General features: G+C 56.8%; 25 protein-coding genes. 13 read left to right on the top strand and 12 right to left on the bottom strand.

The window, feature by feature from the left end; genetic code table 11:
- Window positions 1–55 precede the first annotated feature (55 nt).
- A complete protein-coding gene (locus tag RCCGE510_RS35975) occupies window positions 56–190 on the bottom strand; it encodes a hypothetical protein (protein WP_276310643.1) in 135 nt (44 codons plus the stop codon).
- 1,290 nt (window positions 191–1,480) lie between these two features.
- Here RCCGE510_RS35975 and RCCGE510_RS12325 point away from each other — a divergent pair.
- The 3 genes from RCCGE510_RS12325 (at window position 1,481) to RCCGE510_RS12335 (ending at window position 3,321) form a co-directional block, all read left to right on the top strand.
- A complete protein-coding gene (locus tag RCCGE510_RS12325) occupies window positions 1,481–1,807 on the top strand; it encodes a hypothetical protein (protein ID WP_007630350.1) in 327 nt (108 codons plus the stop codon).
- A 48-nt stretch (window positions 1,808–1,855) separates the two neighbouring features.
- A complete protein-coding gene (locus tag RCCGE510_RS12330) occupies window positions 1,856–2,485 on the top strand; it encodes a vWA domain-containing protein (RefSeq protein WP_007630352.1) in 630 nt (209 codons plus the stop codon).
- Between the two features lie 458 nt (window positions 2,486–2,943).
- Window positions 2,944–3,321, top strand: coding sequence for a DUF3768 domain-containing protein (locus RCCGE510_RS12335; protein ID WP_007630353.1), 378 nt, complete (start codon window positions 2,944–2,946; stop codon window positions 3,319–3,321).
- Window positions 3,322–3,392: 71 nt separating this feature from the next.
- Here RCCGE510_RS12335 and RCCGE510_RS12340 read toward each other — a convergent pair whose 3' ends face one another.
- The 3 genes from RCCGE510_RS12340 to RCCGE510_RS12350 are packed head-to-tail and all read right to left on the bottom strand — an operon-like array spanning window position 3,393 to window position 4,684.
- The gene (locus RCCGE510_RS12340) at window positions 3,393–4,175 is read right to left on the bottom strand and encodes a hypothetical protein (RefSeq protein WP_240539649.1); all 783 of its coding nucleotides are present in this window, start codon (window positions 4,173–4,175) and stop codon (window positions 3,393–3,395) included.
- Complete coding sequence (locus RCCGE510_RS12345) at window positions 4,153–4,404, bottom strand: hypothetical protein (protein ID WP_007630355.1); 252 nt, start codon at window positions 4,402–4,404, stop codon at window positions 4,153–4,155. Before RCCGE510_RS12345 ends, RCCGE510_RS12340 begins: the two co-directional genes overlap by 23 nt.
- A gap of 40 nt (window positions 4,405–4,444) precedes the next feature.
- Window positions 4,445–4,684 (bottom strand): hypothetical protein, encoded by a 240-nt coding sequence (locus RCCGE510_RS12350; RefSeq protein WP_007630358.1) that lies wholly within the window; start codon window positions 4,682–4,684, stop codon window positions 4,445–4,447.
- 297 nt (window positions 4,685–4,981) lie between these two features.
- On the opposite strand from RCCGE510_RS12350, the gene RCCGE510_RS12355 reads away from it, so the two are divergent.
- The 6 genes from RCCGE510_RS12355 (at window position 4,982) to RCCGE510_RS12380 (ending at window position 9,167) form a co-directional block, all read left to right on the top strand.
- A complete protein-coding gene (locus RCCGE510_RS12355) occupies window positions 4,982–5,530 on the top strand; it encodes a recombinase family protein (RefSeq protein ID WP_007630359.1) in 549 nt (182 codons plus the stop codon).
- 258 nt (window positions 5,531–5,788) lie between these two features.
- Window positions 5,789–6,070 (top strand): hypothetical protein, encoded by a 282-nt coding sequence (locus tag RCCGE510_RS12360; RefSeq protein WP_007630360.1) that lies wholly within the window; start codon window positions 5,789–5,791, stop codon window positions 6,068–6,070.
- A 3-nt stretch (window positions 6,071–6,073) separates the two neighbouring features.
- Window positions 6,074–6,970, top strand: coding sequence for a nucleotide-binding protein (locus RCCGE510_RS12365; RefSeq protein WP_007630361.1), 897 nt, complete (start codon window positions 6,074–6,076; stop codon window positions 6,968–6,970).
- Window positions 6,971–6,975: 5 nt separating this feature from the next.
- Entirely contained in the window at window positions 6,976–7,509 is a 534-nt protein-coding gene (locus RCCGE510_RS12370; RefSeq protein ID WP_157179899.1) for a DUF6650 family protein, read from the top strand.
- Between the two features lie 31 nt (window positions 7,510–7,540).
- Window positions 7,541–8,509 carry a DUF4238 domain-containing protein gene (locus RCCGE510_RS12375; RefSeq protein ID WP_081525721.1) on the top strand — a complete coding sequence of 323 codons (969 nt, stop codon included), beginning with the start codon at window positions 7,541–7,543 and terminating at the stop codon, window positions 8,507–8,509.
- 325 nt (window positions 8,510–8,834) lie between these two features.
- A complete protein-coding gene (locus tag RCCGE510_RS12380) occupies window positions 8,835–9,167 on the top strand; it encodes a hypothetical protein (protein ID WP_007630364.1) in 333 nt (110 codons plus the stop codon).
- Between the two features lie 59 nt (window positions 9,168–9,226).
- Here RCCGE510_RS12380 and RCCGE510_RS12385 read toward each other — a convergent pair whose 3' ends face one another.
- Entirely contained in the window at window positions 9,227–9,427 is a 201-nt protein-coding gene (locus RCCGE510_RS12385; protein ID WP_007630365.1) for a hypothetical protein, read from the bottom strand.
- 128 nt (window positions 9,428–9,555) lie between these two features.
- Window positions 9,556–9,972 carry a hypothetical protein gene (locus RCCGE510_RS12390; protein WP_157179900.1) on the bottom strand — a complete coding sequence of 139 codons (417 nt, stop codon included), beginning with the start codon at window positions 9,970–9,972 and terminating at the stop codon, window positions 9,556–9,558.
- A 214-nt stretch (window positions 9,973–10,186) separates the two neighbouring features.
- Between RCCGE510_RS12390 and RCCGE510_RS12395 the strand changes: the two genes are divergently transcribed.
- Both RCCGE510_RS12395 and RCCGE510_RS12400 read left to right on the top strand, forming a co-directional pair.
- Complete coding sequence (locus RCCGE510_RS12395; protein ID WP_007630367.1) at window positions 10,187–11,878, top strand: peptidase domain-containing ABC transporter; 1,692 nt, start codon at window positions 10,187–10,189, stop codon at window positions 11,876–11,878.
- The gene (locus RCCGE510_RS12400) at window positions 11,871–13,187 is read left to right on the top strand and encodes an HlyD family type I secretion periplasmic adaptor subunit (RefSeq protein ID WP_007630368.1); all 1,317 of its coding nucleotides are present in this window, start codon (window positions 11,871–11,873) and stop codon (window positions 13,185–13,187) included. The genes RCCGE510_RS12395 and RCCGE510_RS12400 overlap by 8 nt, the downstream gene beginning before the upstream one ends.
- A gap of 51 nt (window positions 13,188–13,238) precedes the next feature.
- Here the strand turns inward: RCCGE510_RS12400 and RCCGE510_RS12405 are convergent, their stop codons facing one another.
- The 4 genes from RCCGE510_RS12405 to RCCGE510_RS12415 form a co-directional block, all read right to left on the bottom strand.
- On the bottom strand, window positions 13,239–13,481 hold the full coding sequence (locus tag RCCGE510_RS12405; RefSeq protein WP_007630369.1) for an MmcQ/YjbR family DNA-binding protein: 243 nt from the start codon (window positions 13,479–13,481) through the stop codon (window positions 13,239–13,241).
- Window positions 13,481–13,681, bottom strand: coding sequence for a hypothetical protein (locus tag RCCGE510_RS34745; protein WP_157179901.1), 201 nt, complete (start codon window positions 13,679–13,681; stop codon window positions 13,481–13,483). Before RCCGE510_RS34745 ends, RCCGE510_RS12405 begins: the two co-directional genes overlap by 1 nt.
- 480 nt (window positions 13,682–14,161) lie before the next feature.
- Window positions 14,162–15,082: a hypothetical protein gene (locus RCCGE510_RS12410; protein WP_007630370.1), complete on the bottom strand. Its 921-nt coding sequence runs from the start codon at window positions 15,080–15,082 to the stop codon at window positions 14,162–14,164.
- Between the two features lie 98 nt (window positions 15,083–15,180).
- Window positions 15,181–16,053, bottom strand: a complete 873-nt coding sequence (locus tag RCCGE510_RS12415; protein WP_157179902.1) for a hypothetical protein — start codon at window positions 16,051–16,053, stop codon at window positions 15,181–15,183.
- A gap of 294 nt (window positions 16,054–16,347) precedes the next feature.
- Between RCCGE510_RS12415 and RCCGE510_RS12420 the strand changes: the two genes are divergently transcribed.
- Both RCCGE510_RS12420 and RCCGE510_RS12425 read left to right on the top strand, forming a co-directional pair.
- The gene (locus RCCGE510_RS12420; RefSeq protein WP_007630376.1) at window positions 16,348–17,433 is read left to right on the top strand and encodes a hypothetical protein; all 1,086 of its coding nucleotides are present in this window, start codon (window positions 16,348–16,350) and stop codon (window positions 17,431–17,433) included.
- 556 nt (window positions 17,434–17,989) lie between these two features.
- On the top strand, window positions 17,990–19,948 hold the full coding sequence (locus RCCGE510_RS12425) for a ParB/RepB/Spo0J family partition protein (RefSeq protein WP_007630377.1): 1,959 nt from the start codon (window positions 17,990–17,992) through the stop codon (window positions 19,946–19,948).
- Window positions 19,949–20,115: 167 nt separating this feature from the next.
- Here the strand turns inward: RCCGE510_RS12425 and RCCGE510_RS12430 are convergent, their stop codons facing one another.
- Together RCCGE510_RS12430 and RCCGE510_RS12435 are read right to left on the bottom strand one after the other, a co-directional pair.
- Window positions 20,116–20,595, bottom strand: coding sequence for a hypothetical protein (locus RCCGE510_RS12430; protein ID WP_007630383.1), 480 nt, complete (start codon window positions 20,593–20,595; stop codon window positions 20,116–20,118).
- A gap of 9 nt (window positions 20,596–20,604) precedes the next feature.
- Window positions 20,605–21,630 (bottom strand): hypothetical protein, encoded by a 1,026-nt coding sequence (locus tag RCCGE510_RS12435; RefSeq protein WP_157179903.1) that lies wholly within the window; start codon window positions 21,628–21,630, stop codon window positions 20,605–20,607.
- Window positions 21,631–21,640: the final 10 nt, after the last annotated feature.

The raw sequence follows: 21,640 nt of genomic DNA on the forward strand, positions 1-21,640 counted from the left end.
TCACCCCGCGAAAAGACATCCGCGGCGGGGGCCGGGGAATGCTGTCAGTCTCCTTTCATGCGGTAAGAGCCGTCCTGAGCCAGCCGGGCGGCTGGCCGAGTGGGGTTGCCCTGTTGGGCGGCCGGCGGCGGTTCGGGGAACCGGCGTCCGGGGTGGCGCCGCCGCGGCGGCGCTCGGATGGTATGAGCATGCATAGTGCTCTCCTGTTGGATGGGAAAAGGGTCGGGTGAGATGGATCAGGCGTATTGCTTGACCGAGCGGGATAGTGAACGCGGTCGCCTGATAAGTGCCAGCGTGTTGCCTAAAAAATGATGCCGCTTCGTTCCGGTGGGAACGGGCGTCATTTGTTGGTCATGTGTGATCGTTTGCGGGAAAATGGCTTCGGTACTTGGGAAGGGCGGGTCCGTCACTCCCCAAGGGTGGGAGTGACGGACCCGCCCGCCGTCCGCACGGTCGGACATGGGATGTCCGACTGGTCCCGCCTGTGCTTTGCGCCGGTGTGCTCCGCTCACTGGCGATGGGCCTCGGCAGGAGGTGGCACCGTGACCCGCCTCCAGCAACCCGCAAGTCGTGTGCCGCCGCCGGAGGCGGTCTCCCGAGCACAGACTTGCGGAACGCTGGAATCTGGCGGGTCCTAGGGGTGCCACCTGCCGAGGGTCGCCCATCTGGTTCGCCCGCAGGACGCGGCTGCGCGCCGCTTTGGCGGGAGCGGACGACTCCTTGTCGTGTTTGGGATAGGGGAATGGTTTGGGAGGGGAAAGCCTTCCCCTGTCTGCAACCCGTGGGCGGTTTTACGCCACCCCTTCTGCGGGAGAGCCCGCAACGCCCCGAAGAGAATATTTGTTTGTAGATCTTCGTTTAAGAATAGCGCTCATATCCGAGATTCAGCCGCGGCCATATTGTTGCCGCAATCAGCATCGATAGAGAAGTCCCGACGCGAAGGAGTTGCGGCGAGGGATTATGCTTATGCTACAAAAGACGAAACTGCTTTTGCTGGCACCGAAGCCCTCCGGGAAAAACCTTCTTCATAATTTAGGGAATGTCACAGGCGCCCCTCCGGGGCGCTTGACGTTTTAGAGATTATTCATATATAAAAGGTTCGGATGTTCATCTTTCGTTCCTTTTGGGGCCTTGGGTTCAGTCTTCCAGCTGAACTTGAGTGGTCGGCGGAGCCGATCATCAAGGGACGTGCGCAAGTTGCTCGCGCACGTCCTTTTTTGCCTTAGGTTAACAAAGGATGAACAGGCCACATTTTAGCCTAAAACTCGTTGATATTGCCGTTATCCCGTAAGCGCAAAACTCGGGGGCGAACGTTCGGAGGGGAGGGAGCTGGAAGGCCCTGTGATCCTTTGGCGGTCGTGAGCAACGCACGCCGCTCCGTCATTTGAAATAATGATGGGTGCAGGTTTTTGCCCTGGCTGGGACATGTTCCGGCGGCGGGTTGTTGCTCTGCGATAAACGCAAACGAAAGAGCAACGTTATGATAAGAGTAATCCCTCCAACTGTTTATGAGAGCGCAGATGCTCTGGTTGAACTGGCCCTAAATCAAGAATTTGACACCATTGTCGGAAGGTATCAAACGGCAGAAAAGGTCGTCGAAAAGGTTTTGTTCGATGAAGCGCTGCCCCTTCCGGAAGCATCTCCCGGTCAACCTATACGGCGCGAGTGGATCCGCATCGACTATGTTCTTGCGTTCGATCTCCTGACTAATCTCGGGGTCCTAGTCAAGAACGAAGTAACCGGCAGGCAGTATGTGTTTGGCGTAAACCGTCATACGCTTACCGCGCAGCTGGTCAGCAAACACTGAGGACTGAGCCAAGGTTGTAAACCTTGGCTCTACTCAAAGGAGCTGACCATGAGCTTTATGCCACGCAATTATGCGGGCGGAGTCCGTGTCTCGTTTTCTTCTCAGGACATCAGTAGCAGCTTTGACAAAGTTGCTCTCGTTTCCTTTGGCGAAAAAGCACAGGCTCTCTGCCCATTCACTTCGCCAGATGACCGCGCGTTGAAAAGCGCGGTCGAAAGTCTGTCCAAGAAATCCGGCTTTGCGACGAACCTCAGCGGAGCGTTGCGACTGGGAAACCACCTACTTTCCGAAATGCCATCCCATTTCAAGCGGACGATTTGGGTGCTCACTGATGGCGTTGACAACGTCTTCACATCAGACGTTTTCCCGCAAGCTCGTCGCGCGAAGGAATTGGACATAGCCATCCATACGGTAGGTATCGGCGAAGACGAAAACTTCGACGAGTACCGCCTCATGGCAGTCTCTAGCTTCTCAGCTGGAGGTCAATACGTGCCGATGTCTGCTGCTCGTAGTCTCGGGATGGCCTTTTATGAATACCATCACCGCGACGCCGAAGCGACAGTCTACTGTGTCGATACCAGTACCTCGATGATGGTCGAGCCAAGCGGAACCGACACCAAAATCCGCGCGGTACAAGACACTTTGCACGATTTAATCCGCTGGAAACGCGTTATCTGAAGAATATATGCCCCACTTTTTTGGTGGGGCATTAAAACCATACAGCGCGTTCTGGATATTCTTTTGTGGCAGAGGTCCCCCGGTCCTCTATTCTATGAACATTTGAAGGCGCTGATGCGCCGAAGATCGCTTGGTGATTGGGGTAGCCTCAAAAGGCCGCCTGTCATGCCGGGATGCTCGACATTGCACGGAGGCACCGACATCCCCTTGCGAGGCCGTTGCCAATTTGTCGAGGCATTCGAGTCTGGTTTTCCCGGTTCGCCGTCTCCCCTTGCGGCCAGTGAGGTCGGGGTTCTGCGCCGTGGCCCGTCCCCGTCAATCTGGCTGCCCGCTCCATTCGCTTCGCTCCCGTGTTGCTGTTGACCGGGACCGGCGCGTGCCGCGCCTCGGGCTTCACGTCGCTTTGAGATCCCGACCGGCCGCAATGGGCGAGCCGGGTAACCAGCGGGAGAAATCCAATGACGATCGAAAGCAACCGACCCATCGACGAGAGAGACGCAGCGAGCGCGAGGAACCTTCGCATCCGCCTGTTGAACGACCAGCTACGCGCGTTTCCATTCCCGCCTCGTGGCCAGATGGTGTTCACCCGCGGCGTGGCCGCTCTACCGGGCGACGATCTCGGCGAGGTATTGCATCAGGTCCAGACCTTTGACGCCTTCAGCCCCGACAATGATCCGCACGGTGAGCATGACTTTGGCAGCTTCGAGCATAGCGGCGTGCGCTACTTCTGGAAGATCGACTACTACGATCTCGAGAAGACCTATGGTTCGCCAAATCCGGCCGACCCCAGCGTCACCTGCCGGGTCCTAACCGTGATGCGGGCTGATGAATACTGACGCGTCTACAAGCAAAGGCGGTCCTTTGGGACCGCCTTTGTTTCTGCCGGAGCGAGAGCGCATGCGATGTCCTATTGGGCACGGGTCCATCTCATGCCGTTGTAAATGCTGGCGTCGTTATTTTCGGACGTGCAGTCGGCGAACGTGAGGCTTTGAGGTTCGGCCTTGTAAGCGCACGAGAAGCTCCTGTCGCCCGGTATCGACACGTTCAAGACGCCTTCATGGCCCGATGGGACATAACTCGCTATTTTCCAACTGCCTTCCCTGTAAAAGGAGGTGCCCGTCCCGGATGTCGACCCCAGGCTATCGAGCACACCGTTGCCCTTGAGTTTTGGCGTGACCATGGTCCGGCCATCCTTGAGGAGCTCGAGCGTGAAGGTCTGGCCGTCGTCATCTAATTCCCACTTGCCCAGAACCTTGTCGGCCGACGGCGAGATATCCGGATCCGTTTCGATGCGCATTAGCGTCAGCGTGTTCCAGTCGCCTGCCGAGCAGTCGCCGAATGTCATCTGCGTGCCGCTGATCTTATAGGCGCAGGCGACCCTGTCTGCTTCGCGCTCACCCAATGTTATCTTCAGGATGCCTGCGTAGCCGTCGGGCGGGTTGTCCGTAGAGATGGCCCACGGACCGCTCGCGCTCGCCGCGGACGGATCCCGCTCATATATGGAGACATTGCCGTCTTTCTGAAAGTCAATCGTCGCCGTGAGCTGGGATCCATCACTCCTGTGCGCTTCCCACATTCCCTGAATGGGAGAGTGGGCATCCGAGCAGCCGACAAGGACGGCGGGGACGAGGAACAAGCCTATAAGGCGTTTGTTGAGCATCGGCTGGTTACCGCCCTTCGCGCCGGTCATCGGCGTGGGGCGTGAGGGCGGCCTGACGAACGTAAGCCAGCATGACCACGACCAGCGCAATCCCCAAGCCGATGCCGCCGTATGTGGTCAGGTGCTCGATCAGCATTTGCTTGGGCACTTGGTCGAGCGGATAGTCGCTGGTCAGGACGCCGAGAGGGATAGGGAATCCCAAGATGGTCGGGCGCGTTGCGACGCCGACGCCAAAGCCGACACCGCCGCCGAGGACCAAGATAATAAGGTAGAAAATGGGGGGCGATGTTCACTCCTGATCAGCCTCGGGTGCCGAGGGCTTGCGATTTGATTTTCTGGAACTCGGCATCCGAGAGGTTGCCGGATTTGTGCAGCTCGGCGGCGGCTTGCAGGTCGGGAAGGGAGGGGGTTGGCGCTCCGCCATCTCGGTAAGAGCGGTAGGCAAAAAACCAGCATACCGGCAGGCTGACCGGCCAGAGCGGGATGAGCAGCCCTGCCGCCACCCAGAGAATGGTCGAGAATTTGAACGTATTGGCCATGAAAAAACTCCGTGAGACAGCGGCGTGAGAGGAGGCGCTTCTCTGGGAGACGGGTATCAAAAATCACGACTTTTGACGGTCGCGTGACTGAGAAGTGGAAATCAAATCTCAAATAAAATAATCAGGCACTTAAGGTATTGCTGAAATATAATTGCTGTAACAGAATGTGAATCTACGCCACTTGCAAAAGTCGTGATTTATGAATGCTGCGAGCAGGAGTTAATATCAAAAAATACAAAGTGTTGATGGCGTGTCCTTCTTTCTTGTTCCTGTCGTTTCAATTGGCAGGGTGCGGCCATGATTTACGGGTACGCCCGCGTTTCCACGAAAAAGCAGGATCTTGCCTATCAACTGGACAGGCTCCGGAAGGCTGGTTGCGAACGCATCATCTACGAGAAGAAGAGCGGTAAAGACACGAAAGGGCGACCAGAGTTCCTCCGGCTACTGGCGGGCCTTGAACCTGGCGATGTTCTCCTCGCCACAGAGTCGGATCGCGTTGCCCGGGACCCGCTCGATCTAGTTTTGATCCTCCGGGAGGTGGAGAGCGCTGGCGCTCAGCTTCGTCTTCTCGACGAACCGTACATCGATACGGCTTTCGATTTTGCCGACGTGATCGCCTATTTCCGGGGCTGGGTGGGCCGTATGCAACGTCTGAGGATTCTGGCGAACACCGCCAATGGCCGCGCCATGGCGAAGGCGCGGGGCGTGAAGTTCGGACGCAAGCCGAAGCTGACGCCCCGTCAAAAGGCTCAGGTCATGGAACGGAAGGCCAGGGGTGAGCCGTATGCGCGGATTGCGCGGGCGTTCGGGGTGAGCGAGAGCACGATTTTGCGGGTGCGGTCATAACTACGCCAAGCACAACGCCATGACATCAACAGTCGCCGCTTACAAACGCTATTCCCGTTTCACGGAAGGATTGCACTTCGGCATAGGGCTGGAGACAGCGGTTTTGCGGTCGAGCACATTTGCACAACTGCAAAGGATTGGTGAAACGGGCGCCGGGTAGATTTCAAATAATCTAGTGGGAAGGGACTGGGTTGCAGACGAAGGAAGTGCAATTGCCATTACAAGTGGTATTGTCATTCGTGGAATGGAGAAAGAATCATGAAGATTACAGGATTTGATGAGTTGAGCCGACAGCTTGAAGACGCTCAGAAAGCCGTTGCGGAACTGGACGGCGAATTGGGCACTGTCACCTTCACGCCGGATGACCCGGCTAGCATTGAGAACGCCGTCCGCCAAGTCGAATCCATTATTGATGAGCGAGTGGGACAATACGCATCCAACCCGTTTGTTGCTGACTTGATCGAAGGTTTGAAGGAGCAATATCGAGAAGGTATTATCGAGAGAGCCGCGGCCGCCCGTCTTGGTGAAGGTGAGGAGTAACCGATGGACGGCGTCAGTCTCTTTACGCAGATCAATAACGCTGTGCTCGACTTGCAGGGTGCGCAGTACCAGACTTTTCAAAGGCCCTTGAGAACTCTCGCTCGCCTGTTGCGCCATGAGGACTTAACTGACGCAAATGCGCTGCTTACGGCTGGGCTTGATCTGGAAGCTTTCCTGGCGCAGCAGGATTCAGGCGGCGGTATCGGGCGAGGGAACATCGAATGGCCGGAAGACCCGAACGAAACTTTGGGTCTAACGCTTCTGCTGATTTGTAAGTTTGCTGAAGACCCACGGTTTATGGAGCAGTTCGGTTTTCACTACTACGGTTCGGGAAGCAAGATCATGTCCGCTATCAACGGGATCACCGGGCAAGTAATTATTCCGTTTGTGAGGGACTATAAGGCGTATATCGCTACGTCAGGACAAAACATGCCCAAGCTCGAGCTACCCGCCTCGAACAAGATTTTCATTGTCCACGGCCACGACGACGGTGCGTTGAATAGTCTGGCTCGGTTTCTGGAGAAGCTGAAGCTGGAGGTAATTATCCTCAAGGAGCAGCCGAACCAAGGGCGGACGATCATTGAGAAATACGAGGCCAGTGCTGCCGAGGTTGGCTTTGCTGTGGTGTTGCTGACCCCCGACGATGTTGGGTCGGCAGTCTCTGCCGAGGGACAGAATCAGCGGGCAAGGCAGAACGTCATTTTTGAGCTTGGCTATTTTGCTGGGAAGCTTGGTCGAGGCCGTGTCTGCCTGTTGCGGAAGGGGGATGTGGAAATCCCCTCTGACCTCTTCGGTATTGTCTATACCGAAATGGACCCCGGTGAAGGTTGGAAACAGGCTCTCGTAAAAGAGCTGAAGGCCGCCAAGATCAATTTCGATGCAAACCGAATGTGGGAATAATGTCGATGCTGATCCGTGCGAAAGACATGCTGAAGCGGATAACCGGCATTTCAACGCCTGCCTTTGGTATCCAATGGACTCCGCCGGCTTCCGAGCGAGATGCAATCCGCAAATTCCTCGCGTTCTTAGAAGACCGCCGCGCTCTGTTTAATCCCCTCCCTGCGGAGGTCGAGGACGACGTGGTTTCGTCCATTCACATGATCCGAGCGGAGTGCACGACGGCGGTGGGTATCCTTAGTGAGAAGGCGCCAGGTGTGGCGCATGTTCGGGCCATAGGCGCGGCTTGCCGCCGGTTCCTTGATGAACCGTATCCAACATTCGACGATATCATGGAACGTCGCCGTGATCCCTTTTTTGATCGGGATGAACCTCACGTTAGGTTGCGTCGCGGAACGCACCCTGCAGGGTTCTTTACTGCGCTTGGGGAGTTGCGAGCCTTTGTGGGTGTACAGCTTGCTATGTTGTCGTCCATGTATGAGATCGACATTCATGGAGATTTGGTTCGGATTCTGCCGCCAGTGTTAGAAGACATGAATTGAGCATCGAACGGATGTCGAATTAGGTGCTCATATGGCCTTGGATCACTACGTTTCGCAAGTTCATTTGAAGAACTTCTATGCCCCTGAATTGGGAGAACGGATGTATGCAATCCGCAAGGCTGGACTAAAGAGCTATCAGTGCGACGCTTATAGCCAATGTCGGATCGATGACGGCAGTACGAATCCTTACCTTCAGGAACCCCGGATTATAGAAGAGTTTTTGAAGGATGTAGAGCCTCGGTACAACGCTGCGTTAGAAAAGTTGCGCTTTGGGCAACTTGATCCCGCCTCCATTTTCGCAATTGCCGGATTTGCAGCTTATGTGGAGAGTTGTTCTCCCGCTGGCACGCGTATCCATAGCCTGCCTATTCGAAAGACCTTGGATATGGCGGCAGAGCTACTTGAGAAAGGTGGCCATCTTCCACCACCGCCGTGCCTTGGTGGAGAATCGTTAACTGAGCTGTTAAATTCGGGGCGTGTCCAGTTCAACGTTGACCCGAAATATCCACAGTCCATCGGCATTCAGACTGTTATCGAGCGTCTGTCGGTGTGGGGGAATGCCCGATGGGATATCCTTATTAATGAAGGCCAGGATAGCCCTTTTTTTACCAGCGACTATCCCGTGGCGATCGAATCGGGCGAGCGACCGGGCCTTGTGAATCGTATTGTGCCTCTGGCTCCGGATCTGGCTATACGAATTTGGCCCGATCTTCGCGAACGTGGAAATGTGGATCTGGAGTTCCGAAATCTACGCATTCGCCGGGTGAATGTCGGGAAGCAACAGATTATCGCGATAAACACTGCGATCGTGCAGGCGGCTGAGACTACTGTTTATTATTCTTCAGATCGGCCATGGATACCTCGCTTTGTTGAGAAGTATGCCGATTTTCATATCGAGCCGAAGACGACGAAGGTGCCTTACGGGGACGGTTATATGTCCATATCGACCATGGCTGCCGGACGGAAGAGCGGGGAGGCCGTAGCACCATCGAGACGATGAGGCATACCCGGACACGCTGCCCATTAGGAGCCATCAGGGTCTCGCCGGCCATTTTCCGGTCTTTGACGGTCGCGTTGTTCTTCCGCTTCGACAATGGCGAGATCCAAGAGATAGCACAGCATAGAATTATGGCCGTGCTTGTCAGCGACGGCTCTTGCTGCCGTTAACTGCTCGACAACAAAGGATAGTCTTTGGGTCACAGTCCGCTCTCCGAGCCTGAATTTATCCGGATTTTTTCCCGCGGAAAAACTATCGACTCCGTTTTCCACAATTCTGTAAAAAGCACGCTGATCTGAGTACCAGCAAAACGCGTAGGCATCCAAGAATGGCAAGGAAGAAAGAACCGTTTAACCGGCGGCGCTTTGAGACAATGTTTCCGGAAAACCGGGACGAGATGACCGCTGAAGAAATTTATAGGCGAGACGTGGCAGCTTGGAACAGGGCGATCGATGAAGCGAACCGGCTGAGTGGCTCCCTGCGCAGCCTCGGGCATGATGGGGCAGCATTCCTTATCGAGAAGGCTTGGCGCCTGCTTCGCGAGTCCCCTCCTGCCGCTCCCAAACCGCCCAAAGTCGAGAAGCCGCGCAAGCCGGCAGTGAAGCAGTTGATGAAGGCTAACCGTCCCACGCCAAAATCATCAAAACGACAGGCCGACTAAGGGGGGACGCGGCGTGGTTGGCGGACCGCCGCCGATATCGGGACGGTCCGCCGGTCGCATTACTTCTTGCCGAGCAGAGCCTGTGCGGCAGCGATTTGAGCCGGGGTAAGGGTGCCGACGTTGGCGGCGGCCGCGGCCAATGCCGACAACGAGCTGCCGCCGCTCGGGATCAGGCCAGTCGGCAGCTTCGGTGTCAGAAGGCTCGGGTTGATAACCTTCGGGATCGACGTGAGGGCGCTGCCAATAGAGCTAAAAGCCATGGATACTCTCCTTTAAAATGTAAACTATGCTGTAGATGCGCGAACTGCGCGCGCGAAATATGCTTGCTTTTGCAACTTAATCAAGTGCTTGGAAATACAATTCTGGTGCAGGGTGCAAAAATTTGTGCTTAGCCGCGTATCGCCGTCGAAGTCGGCGGACGACATAAGATCAACGCCCCTGTGAGTTGTGTATCGCCGGGAGCGTCGGCAAACATGCTTCCCGTCCATACTAGGGTGTCGGGTGCTTTCATGTTTTTTGCGGCGAGGAAGATCAGCTTGTCGGATTGTGTCACAGCACTCAGCTGAAGCTTTTCGCCTTCGACGAAAGTCGTCGAGGTTATTTGGTCCTCAAACGTGCTTGAGGACACCGCATTTCGGGTGAAATCGAGGGTGAACTTCTTGCCTAAATCGCTGGTTTTACAGGTTGCTGTATCGTGACAGGCTTCACCGAGCGTGCTGCATTCAAGGATCGAGGGGAGGGAGCCCGCCACAGCTTCACTCTGAATGACAAGCGAAAGGGCAATAGCCCAGGATAAACTTTGCACGGTCTGACCCCGATGTGTTGAATGCCCCACGCCGACCATTTTGGCCAGGCGAGGAGCCTGAAATACCTGAACTTACTTGGCGGCGATATAGAAAATTGCGGCATTTACCCAGCAAGCTTGAGCCGTTTGTAGATTTTCTAGGACAGGTTGCGGACGATGCTCATCTGCGCTAATCAGAGCCGAATTTCATTCAGGCGTTTCCTTCGGCTTATCAATGTCCCATTTTTCTAGCAACAATGGTGAGCCGGCCTCGCTGGCCTGGTTCGCCAAATCGACCTTGCCCTATACGCCATTGGTCGCCGAAGTCATGCTGGCCGCCTCGGTGATCCGCCTGATGGGATTGGTGCAACCGTTCGTCTTCCAGACGGTGATCGATCGCGTGCTCCCGTTCCAGCGCGAGGCGTCGCTGGTCCTGATCGTCGGCATCCTCATGGTCACTGCCGTGTTCACGGTGATCCTTGATGTACTGTCCTCCTACCTGAGCAACCATATCGCCAACCGGCTGACCGCCGAACTGGCCAGCCGGATCTTCCGCCATGTCCTTAATCTGCCGCTTGCGTTTCTGCAGCGCTGGCAGGTCGGCGAGACCCTGGCGCGGATCGGTGAGATCGACACGGTGCGCGGCTTTTTGACGGGCACGGTGGCGAGCGTCGTGGTCGATGCCCTCTTTGCCGTGATCTATGTTGTGGCGCTGTTCGCCCTCAGTCCCTTTCTCACCCTCATCGTGCTGATTGCGCTGCCGCTGCAGCTCGTTGTCTTCGGGGCCTTTGGCCCTTTCCTGCGTAACCGCATGCAGACGGCTTTCCTCTCCGAGTCCTTTCACCAGTCCCGGCTCGTCGAAATTCTAGGCAATCTCACCACCGTCAAGGCGATGGCCGGCGAGCGCATCCAGCACGCCCGTCTGCAGGACACGTTGATCGCGAGCCTCACCGAGCAGTTCCGGGTAGTCAAATGGGACATTGGCTCGGGCGCCATCCAGAACCTCATCGGCAGCGGCTCCAACATTCTGATCATCTTCTTCGGCGCCCAGTTGGTCTTTTCCAACACCATAACGCTCGGGGAACTGATCGCCTTTCACATGCTCTCGGACAAGGTCGCCGGGCCGATTATGTCGCTGTCGACGGTCTGGCAACAGTGGCTTGGCCTGAAGGTCGCCCGTCACCGGCTCGGGGATCTAATCAATGAGCCGTCGGAAGAGGAAACGCTCAAGCCCGCCTTCGACCTCCAAGGTGTTGCCGAGGTCGAGATGAAAGACATCTGGTTCGGCTACCAGCCGGACCATTTCATCATCAAGGGGTATTCGGTCAGGATCACCGCAGACCGGCCCACGATCATTGTCGGCCCGTCGGGATGCGGCAAGTCGACCATCGGGAAAATCCTGGTCGGCCTCTACCAGCCGATGTCGGGCGTCGTCGCCGTCGACGGGAAGGATATTTCGGAATTTGATCCTTATAGCCTGCGCAGGTGCCTTTCCTACGTTCCGCAGGAGCCGGTGCTGTTTTCAGGTTCCATTCTCGAAAACCTGCTGCTTGCCAATCCATCCGCCACCGCGGAGGAGATCGCATGGGCACTGCAGGCGAGCGGCAGCCACGACTTCGTAGCGAACCTCGAAGACGGTCTCGAGCAGCAGGTCGGCGAGCGCGGCGGCTTCCTGTCGGGCGGCCAGCGCCAGCGGCTGTCGATTGCACGCGCACTGCTGGCGAAGCCTTCGATCCTCGTGCTGGATGAGCCGACCAGTGCGCTCGACGACGAGGCGGCGGGCGTCGTCGTCGCCACCATCGCCAATGTCAGCAAAACCATAGCGACCATCGTCATTACTCATCGCCGGGACCTTCTGGGCGAGGACATCAACGTCGTCGATCTGGGCACGGTAGCCCATTCGCCGCTCCGGGTGCTGCATGGCTGATACCATCGCTTTTTCCGCAACGTCGCCTACAATCCGCCTGACCATCTGGGTCTTTCTGCTGATGTTCCTGTCGATCGTGATCGGCAGCGTGGTGTTCACCACCGAGATCATCGCGACCGGGCAGGGGCGTATCGTGCCGATCGCGCGCGTGCAGACCATCCAATCCCGTTTCCAGGGTAAGGTCGCCGCCATCCACGTGCGGGAGGGCCAACGGGTCTCGCAGGGGGATGCGCTGGTCAGCCTTGAAGACACCGAGGCCCGCAGCCTGGTCGACCAGCTCGGTGCGAACCTGCAGGCGCTCGAACAGGACCAGCTTGTCGCCAACGCGGTGCTGGCGCCCTTGTCCGGGGTTGATCCCGCATCTCCCGTCTTTGTGTCGTCGGGATTGGAGAAGGTCGCCGGTCAGCCGCACGCGGCTTCCGAAGCGAGCGTGGCTTTGGTGCGTGCAATTTTGGTGTCGATCAGCGATGACGTCGCTCAGCTGGATTCCGCCCTGCGCAAGACCGAGTCTGCCGAGAGCGTCAGTCAGGTACGTCTCGCCAACGCCAACGCCGATTACCGGATCGTCGCCGACAAGTTTAAATCCTACGACGCTTTGGAGAAACAGGGCGTCATCAGCCGGGCGGATTATTTCGACCGGCTGCGGGAAGTGACCGTCGTCGAAGGGGAGGTGACCGTTGCCTCGAAAACGCTGCAGCAGCTCGCCGCCGAGAAGGATGAAATCCGCAAGCAGCGTCAAAAGGTCATCTCGTCCGGGCTGGTGACCTACCAAAAGCAACTGAACGATACGACCAACGCGATGGTGCGTGCTGCCGCCGAGCTCAAGGCGGCCAAGCAGAATCTCGCCAATATGACGCTGGTGTCGCCGGTGGATGGCATCGTCGAGAATCTCAGCGTCTCGACGGTCGGCGGCTTTCTCGATGAAGGCACGCCAACGATGACGATCGTCCCCCAGGACACGCCGCTAGAGCTGGAGGCTCTGTTCGACAATAGCGACATTGGTTTTCTGCGGCCCGGCCAACGCGCCTACGTGAAACTGGCGGCCTTTCCGGCCGAGCGGTTCGGGACAATTGCGGCGGAAGTGACTGGGGTCGGCGCCGATGCGCGACAGGGAGCCGCGCAGACGAACTGGGTTTATGCCGTGCGTCTCAAACTCGACAAACCGGCCATTCAGGTCGATGGCCAGCCGATACGCCTCGCCTCCGGGATGACCGCAAGCGTCGATATTGTCACTGGCGAGCGACGTCTGATCAGCTACTTCTTCTCCCCGCTTATCAAGACGTTCCAGGACAGTTTGCACGAACGCTGAGGGAGCATGTGGGGGTGGCTGTCGTCGCGCCTTTTGTCTTGGTGTTTCGGACTACTGTGCAGAAAAAGGGCGGGCGCCGTCGGGCGTCACGCTGGAATAAAGACAGCCGAACGACATCTGCCGCGCCGCCGCCGAGATTGGATTGCCATTGACGTCGTATCCGGTGGCGATTTGCTCCTGGAGGATGGCGGTTTGCTGCTTGACGAGTTTCAGGCAGCCATCCATGTCCCCCTCAAGCGGCCCCATGAATCCGAACACCTTCCCGCCGATGAAAATGACCATGAACAGGTGCATCAGTCTTCCTTTGCGCGACCCGAAATCCCGCTTTGGTTTGCCAGATCCGTCAGGCTTGAGCGGTGCCGTTCTCGCTCTTCCTCTGCATCGACGATCGCAAGCTCCAGAAGATAGACCAACATGCGTCGTCGGGAGTCCTTTTCCGCCAGCGCCTTGGCCGCTGTCAGTTGGTTTATGAGTAACGAGATTCTTGCGTCCATTGTCCTTTTAGGATCGCGCCAATCTATTTGCACCAATTACTCCAAGACACCACCCGGCCATCTGACGCCATTCGCTGTTCCCGCGCCTAGTGCCATCATGCCCTGCCGTTCGACGACCTGCGCCTTGAATATCGCGGCCACGGCCGCCGGTTTTGTTACATCAGCATTCACAAGCGCTAACGCTGGCGGTGTCTCGGCTGGCAGGCCAACCGGCACGAAGTCCGAGAATAAACCGGTGAGATCGTCTCACCTCGGGCAGATACGGCCGCCCCTGCAGCAAGCAACATTCCGCCTAAAATCCAAATACCCTTCACTTTTGCCCCCTAGGCTGCTTGGCGAATTATGAAATGGCATGAATTCAAATAGTCCGTTCAATAGCCCAAAAACTCCATGATGAAGTAGCTGGATACATCTTCAGACGTTCTTGGAATTCGTTCGCGATCGTCTTAATTACCTTGCTCTTTCGATATGCAAGCTATGCTACAGGCCATCTACACATTCTTGGAGCCGAGGTTCGCCGCCCCACTTCTCAAAAGCCTTTTGCGCGGCAGTAGTTACCGTTTGCTCATCAAATGGGGGCTGTGCCTGACCTGCGTTTCTGAAGAAAATCCAGACAATCCGACGTTCGTCCACTCCACCCGCATAGCGATGTTTGCGGTCAAAAGGAACGCTTGGGTCAACGTCCTCCAGTTTACGTGCCAACGCCGGAGTTGCCTCGCCTACCTTTGGTCCATAGTCGCCGACGACGAAGGGAACAGGAACCTTCTTGGACAGATCGTACGCTACGCCGAATGTTCCAGCGACGACAGGCAAATCGCTGACAAGTTTAGGTCCTCTAACTACGGCCGCCGGGATTTTCGTGGCGTCGAGATATCTACTCTGATCAGCGTCATTCTCATTTGTCTCGTCCGCTAAAGCAGTGGGAGAGACGAAAAATCCAGAACCATCATTCTGCTCGATTGGCTCGACGCGCTTCACTACCTGTCCGTGAATTTTCACGTTGTCTTTTCCCAGTACACCATACCAGTTGATCAGGCCGACGGTTGGATCATGCCATCCCGCCTTACCGATTTTCCGGTAATCTTGAAGGAATTTGCCTGTGCACGTCTCGTCGCTTTCGGATCCGCTGTAAGATGACCCATCTGGGAGAAAGACTTTTCCGGCATTGCACAAATTTAGGACTGCCCCGCCTTTAATGTTGTTCTTGTGGTAGGCATATTTGAAGCCATCGAAATTGATCATCATATGTTCTTTAAAGAGGACAGATCCATCGCTCGCTTCAAATGCCATCTGTGAATTAATAGCTTGGGTGTGCTTCTCGTCCCAATAGTAGACAATTTTCCGTGCGGTTAAATCGCATTCGGCCTTAGCATTGGGTCCTACCATGGTGATGGCGGTCATCAGGAATGCTCCGACAAAATATCGCATATCAAACTCCGAAAATTGAAGTGGCGATCGAGCAAAGTCGTTGGCTTGATGAGTCCTCTCAACGGCCCGGCTTAGGCTCCGGCCCGGATTATGCATTCAGCCGTGCGAGATCTTAGGCCATCTAGATCGGAGACGACGCCGCGAGCATCCGGCTTGTAGTAGGCCTTGAAGTCGTCAAGCAGGGATCTGTAATCGGAAATCTTTCGCGTTAGTTTACCTCGCAGATTCAGTCGAATCCTCAAGATCGTGTCGTCAAGTATGCCCGCAGCCTCTGCTTCGCCGCCTGTAGACGCTACCTTTACTTCGCTACCTTTAGGTTCCGTTGCTGCGCTAACTGTAAACGCCTGCTTACCTCCTTGGGCAACGCTGGCCACGCATATTAATGCTTCCGCTGCGTTAAGAAGAGCTGCCTCGGCGTCATCCGGCTTTGCGTAATTCATTGTCGTTGTGATTGTGCCGGCTGCCAATCCAGTTCCTTTCACAAGTCCCAAACCAGCATCATAAAATAACCCGCCGGCAGCGACCGCCGCTGTTCCTATAAGACCCACAGCTGCCGCGTCTTTCGTATTGGAAACCTTTCCTGCTTGAGCCATATACCGGTCAGCCAGATTTCTCGCAAAGGCAATTCTATTTGCATAAGGAGCATCATCGTCGAGCCATTTATCGTTGGCGGTTACCTCATCGACGGGTTTTTTCAACAGAGTAGCTTTCCAGGTGAGCGTTTCATCAGAATAAAGCTTGGTTCCGTTGACGCATCCAGCAAGTAATATTGGAATAGCTATTGAAATTTGCAGCCGGGATATTGAATTCATATTTTCTATACCAGAGAAAGTGATACGTTTAATGGAACGAAGAAAATCCGCGCATCTGATCACGAAAGAAACATTTGATGGAGAAATCACGCGTTGTTTCTCTGCAAGGTGCAGCGCATGGCGATGAATCATGGCGGCGAGAAATCGATCAATCGATGGCTAATATTCGAGAAAAACCTGGAAGAACATTCCACACCCCCTATCTCCGCAAATTTCTCTAGAGAAAATCAGATTTTTACTGATTTGCAAGCTGCAATTGAGGGGTGTTGACATTTTATTCAACTTTTTGTTCAGTTTCGAAAGTCTTGGTAAGGCCGTCTCTCAGTCGACCTTTCCAAATAAACAGTATCGGGGTGCGACGCGTGCTGGCGTTTGCTGGCTGCTGTGTAAATGTAGAATTATCGAACACGCTTTTGGGGGCTGGGAATGCGCATCTGTTTTGTGCCGTTCATTTTCTTCTTTTATGTTTTTTCTGCTTATGCGCAGACACCTTCATTTAAGATAAACCCGCAGAATTGTGCGCTTGAGACGCAAATGGCTGCCCACGCCCGCACTCGTCTCGACAACGATCTGCAGAAAACCTTTCACGATGTCCTCATGGTCAATGAGTTGTCCGATGGGTGCGGCTCCCTCCAATTCACCGATGCGAACATGCAGAGTCATACAAATGGCTTCAGCTTCGGCATGTCGCAATTCGATCTTGCAACGCGACCGGGACCAAGTCTCGCGACCTTGAATAAGATCATCGCCTGCTCTCGATTGGAAAACGTTTCGCCCGTCCTGTCGAAGGCGGATTACAAATTCCTGCAGGAGAATGCGCACTACTCGACGTTCGTCCTCAAGCAGGATCCCACAAAATGGAACCGATTTGCCGCCATCAAACCGGCTATAGAGGCTTCGTTGCAAAGTCGATGTGGCCAAGCCTATATCGAAAATTCCTACATCGCGGAGATAAGGGACTTTGAACGAAGAATTGGTCCCTGGTGGAAGACGATCAAAACCCGAAATCCGTCCATGGTCGCTGCTGAGCAGTTCTTCAGACTCTACGAACTTGACCTTCGCAACGTTTACGGTGGAACCGAGAACTTTCGGAAAGTAGTGAATCTGGAAGATAACTTCGCCTGCAATGGCCTCTGCGGTAAGAAATTGGTGCCTATCTTCACCATCGATCCGCCGGTCACGGTGTCCGATCTCATCCGCTACATGTTCACGACGAACTGCTATGGCTATGTGCCGCAACAGACGCGCCAGCAAGACGCACTCCGGCGCCTGAATACCGTTCTCAGTAAGATCGACATACAAGCGTTACCCCTTGACGATAGCGACAAACGTTATCTCACCACGGATTTTGCGGATGTTCTCGCGCGCAATAAGAAGCGCTTTCCCGGCAAGCCGGATAGCAAACTGCAAGAGCTGGTCGAGGCCGCGAATGGCGGCTCAGCGATCGTAGGGGATACAACGTTAATGGATTCCGCGACCCTGGCAAAATTGGACGCAGCCTGTGAAAAATAGCCTGCTGCGGCGCAGGATTATTGGGCATGTTGCATGCTTCGTTACCACGCAATTGGAACGCACGGGCGGGGGGCAGTCGTCCCGCCTCTCTGGCGACCGCTATGCTGAGGCTCCTGCGGCTGCCCTTGTTCCGCCCTTAGCGTGACGAGAATTCCCGAAATCCGCCTCACGGCGCCGCTATGCTGATTTCTCCGATACTCTTCATTGTCCCTTTGTAACCCGCCTTGCAGGCGGGTTCTGTTGTCGGCCGGTCTGCGGCCGTTGCATGCGGAGTGGCGGGGAAGGTGAGGGGAGTGCTCACGACTCGAAGCGAGCCGTCCATAGTCGCGGTTCCCGCGGCATTGTTTGATGCGGGGAGCCGAGGGGCGTTGCCCCTTCTCCTCCCCCAACAGGTCTTCCGCCCAGCTTCCTCCACGCCGCTGCGCTCTGTTCCGTGCAGCCGGTTCCCCGCGAAGACTGTTGTCCCCTTCCAGCCCCACCGCTCGCGCGGCCCCGGGGAGCAGAACGCGGTTCTGCCCCGTGTTCCACGAAGACAATCCAATCGAAGGAACAGCCTATGAACACCATGACCATCGCCACGGATATTGCCGTGGCCCATCCCATCATCACTATCCTGCACGAAGACGAGAGCATTGCGCTCAACCGGCTGGTGCCGAGCGCGGGCAACGTGCGGCGGGTGAATGCCACGGCGGGCCTGTCGGAGCTGGCCGATAGCATCGAGGCCCATGGCCTCATCCACAAACTCACCGTGCGCAAGGGCAAGAAGGGTAAATACGAGGTGATTGCGGGTTCGCGCCGCCTCGGGGCGCTGCGGTTGCTGGCCAAGGAGGGAAGGCTGGCGGACGATGCGCCCATTCCCTGCACCCTGCGCAACGGGGAGGACGTGACAGAACTCTCGCTGGCGGAGAACGTCCAGCGCGAAGCCATGCATCCCGTCGATGAAATCCTTGCCTACCGTGACCTTGCCGAGAACGGCAAGGCCCCGGAGAGCATCGCGGCGCGGTTCGGCCAGTCGGTCATCACCGTGCGCCAGCGGTTGAAGCTGGCAAGCCTGTCCCCGAAGGTGCTGGACGAGTTGCGCGGGGATACCATGAGCCTCGAGCAGGCGCGGGCGGTTGCCATCAGCGACAGCCACGAGGAACAGGAGCGGGTGTGGTTCGAGACGGTCTCATATAACCGCGACCCGCGCAGCCTGCGGGCGATGCTGACCCGCGAGCATGTGCGCAGCACCGACCGGCTGGCCCGGTTGGTGGGGTTGGACGTCTACGAGGTGGCGGGCGGCGGCATCGTGCGCGACCTGTTCAACGAGGACAGCGGCACCTTCCTGACCGACCAGCCGTTGCTAACGCGGCTGGCTATGGAGGTCTTGGAGCAGGCGGCGGAACCCCTCAAAATCGATGGGTGGGGCTGGGTCGAAACCTCGCTTGACGCCTCGGTGGCCTATGGCGGCGTGTTCGGGCGCATCTATCCGCAGGCCCGCGACCTGACCGAGGATGAACAGGCCGAGCTTGCCGCGCTGGGCGAGAGTTTTGACGAGGTGCAGGCGCAGTTGGAGGGGCATGCCGAAGGCGATCCCGCCATCGAGGCCGATGAGATGCGGCTGGCCGAGATCGAGCGTCGGATGGCTGCCATCCAGAGCGGCACCAAGACCTACGACCCACGGGAACAGGCGCTGGCCGGGTGCATGGTCTATGTCGACCAGTTCGGCGCGGTACAGGTGGGCAGAGGCTATGTGAAGGCCGAAGAACGCGAGGCGCTGGAGCAGTTGCGGCGTGGGGATGCAGGGGAAGACGACGAGGGTGCTGGTGGGGTGGCCGTCTCAACCACGCCGGAGCCGGAAGCGGGCTATTCCGCCGCACTGGTGGAGGAACTGACCGCCATCCGCACCGCCGCCATGCGGGTCGAACTGGCTAACCGTCCTGCGGTGGCGCTGGTCGCGTTGCTCTATCCGCTGGTGGGCCGCATTTTCCACAGCGGCTACACGAGCTATGATGCGGCGGTGGAAGTGAGCGGCCAGCGCCGTGAACTTGCCTCGTCTATCAAGGAGCCGGGGGAAGCCCGCCCGCTTGCGGCATGGCAGGCGATGAAGGAGGCTTGGGGTGACACTCTTCCCGGCGCGGCTGCGGACCTCTGGACATGGCTGCTTGACCAGCCCACCGACAAGCTGCTGGAGCTGTTGGCGTTCGTCACCGCCGCCAATCTCAATGGTGTGAAGGGCAAGCATGACCAGAGCCGCAGTCGGCTGGAGAATGCCGAGCAGGTCGCCGTGGCCGTCGGCCTCGACATGCGGTGCCACTGGACGGCGGATGCGACGTTCCTCAACCGTCTGAGCAAGGCGGGGATTGCCGAGGTGCTGGAAGAGGCCGGATGCGCGGCGCAGGTGGTGCGGGCCATCGAGAGGGCCCCGAAGCTCGAGGCGGTGGCCGAAGCCGAGAAGCAGCTTGCGGGTAAGGGATGGCTTCCGCTGCCGTTGCGGACGGCAGGGCAAGGAGCCTTGCCCGAAGCCTCAGCATAGGACGCTGACCGATAGTGACGATGCAGCCCGGACCCCAGTGTCCGGGCTTTTTGCTGGGCGGTAGGTGTCGGATGCCTGTCCCGGCCGGGGTCGACCCGGCCGCGCTAGGGCGAGGGGAGCCCCGTGGCCGCTTCCCCTCGCGCTCCCCTCCCACCCAAGTCGGACGCTTATTGCGGCGGTGAGCCATCCGTGGTGAAAATAGCCGAGAACGTCCTTCCATCCTTCATTTTTCCGCTGCAGGACACAGTTGTCGGATCGCCCGTATAGGGATTGCTGTAGAGGCACTTCCCGGTAGCTTCAAACGGCTTCGGATTTTTCCCCGCGCCGACCGTATCCAAAATAACCTCATCTATGTTCGTCACGTCCGCATCTTTGGACGGATTGGCTCCGTCCATGCCTGAGAAACTGGCGCCCTTGGCGTCCTTGGTGATGAAATGGAACCCCACGCGCCGGTTCGAGTAGCTTGTGCTCATCAGCTTCCCATCGCAAGAAGCTGTCCAGTCAAGATTGCCGACGACCAGCTTGTCACAAGTCCCGTTTAGCACGAAGAATTGCATCCCGTTCATCTTCGTTGCCTGGGCGGGAACGGCAAACCCAAAGACTGACGCAACAAGCGCTGTCAGTAGCGGCAATACAGCTATGCGCATGATAAATTCCTATTCGGAGCATTGTTCGTATTCAAAGCGGAGCTTCGTTCCACCGGCCGAACTCCTTGTTTCATAAAGCTCTGTAATATGGGTTTCATCGGTCCTGGTCAGGTCTAGCGTTTCCCAGCTGATAACGCGTTGCGGAGTCAGGTCCTTAGGGACCTGCCCATCCGGGTAGCAGTAAATTGCCCCACACGGAACTATCAGAGTGGTACACGTCGCAGCATACCGCTTATGGCTGGGTTCAACATCATCGCGGGATGTGATCTCGCAGCTCTTTTCATTTCCATTGCCGCCGAAGACGTCCTTGCCGAAGGCCTCGCCCCAATCTTCGCCATCGAGGCCCGGGAACGACTCGCATATGTTCAGATCATCTGCCTCCACGGCTTCTTGACTGTCGGAGGAGGTCATAGACAGCGTTTTCCATTTGTCGCTGCCTTTCGTGATGGGCGGACGTTCAACGGAAAATGTATCTGTATGGAAATTATTTGGGTCGATGCTGTTGATTTCTATAGATGTCGGGCCTCTTTTTAATCTCTCAAGCGCGGCCGCTTCGGCAGCCTGACTGGCTTTTCTGGCGGCGTCAGCTTCAGCTTGTATCCCCTTTTGCCATTCTTGGTTGGGATCTGCCGAATAATCGTTTGGGGTCTGCTGGCGATCATAAGCCGCAATGGCATAGCTTGATATCTTATATGCACCATAGGCTAGAAGAACTGCTTCGCCAGCAGGATTCAACAGCAATAGCGGCGCGGCATATGGCGCAAAATCGTTCACGGTAGCGCTTGCCCCGGTCTGCCATTTCTTGCCAAGATTCTGATTCGCACTGCGGATGTCCAGCAGCATGCCCGCGGTCCCGGCGGTCTTGCCAGCACCCTTCACAAACGGCGACTCAACCCCTCCATATTCCAAAGTCGATGCTCCGAGATCGATGCCGTCCAGCATGACACCGGAGGGCGAGTTTTCCTCAGCCCGGCATTCGGTGTCGATAATAAGAAACGCCGCAAGCGACGCGCCGATATGCCATCCCTTTTGCAACAAAGGCTCC

Origin of the sequence: Rhizobium sp. CCGE 510 (assembly GCF_000292525.1) — a bacterium.
Taxonomy (GTDB): Bacteria; Pseudomonadota; Alphaproteobacteria; order Rhizobiales; family Rhizobiaceae; genus Rhizobium.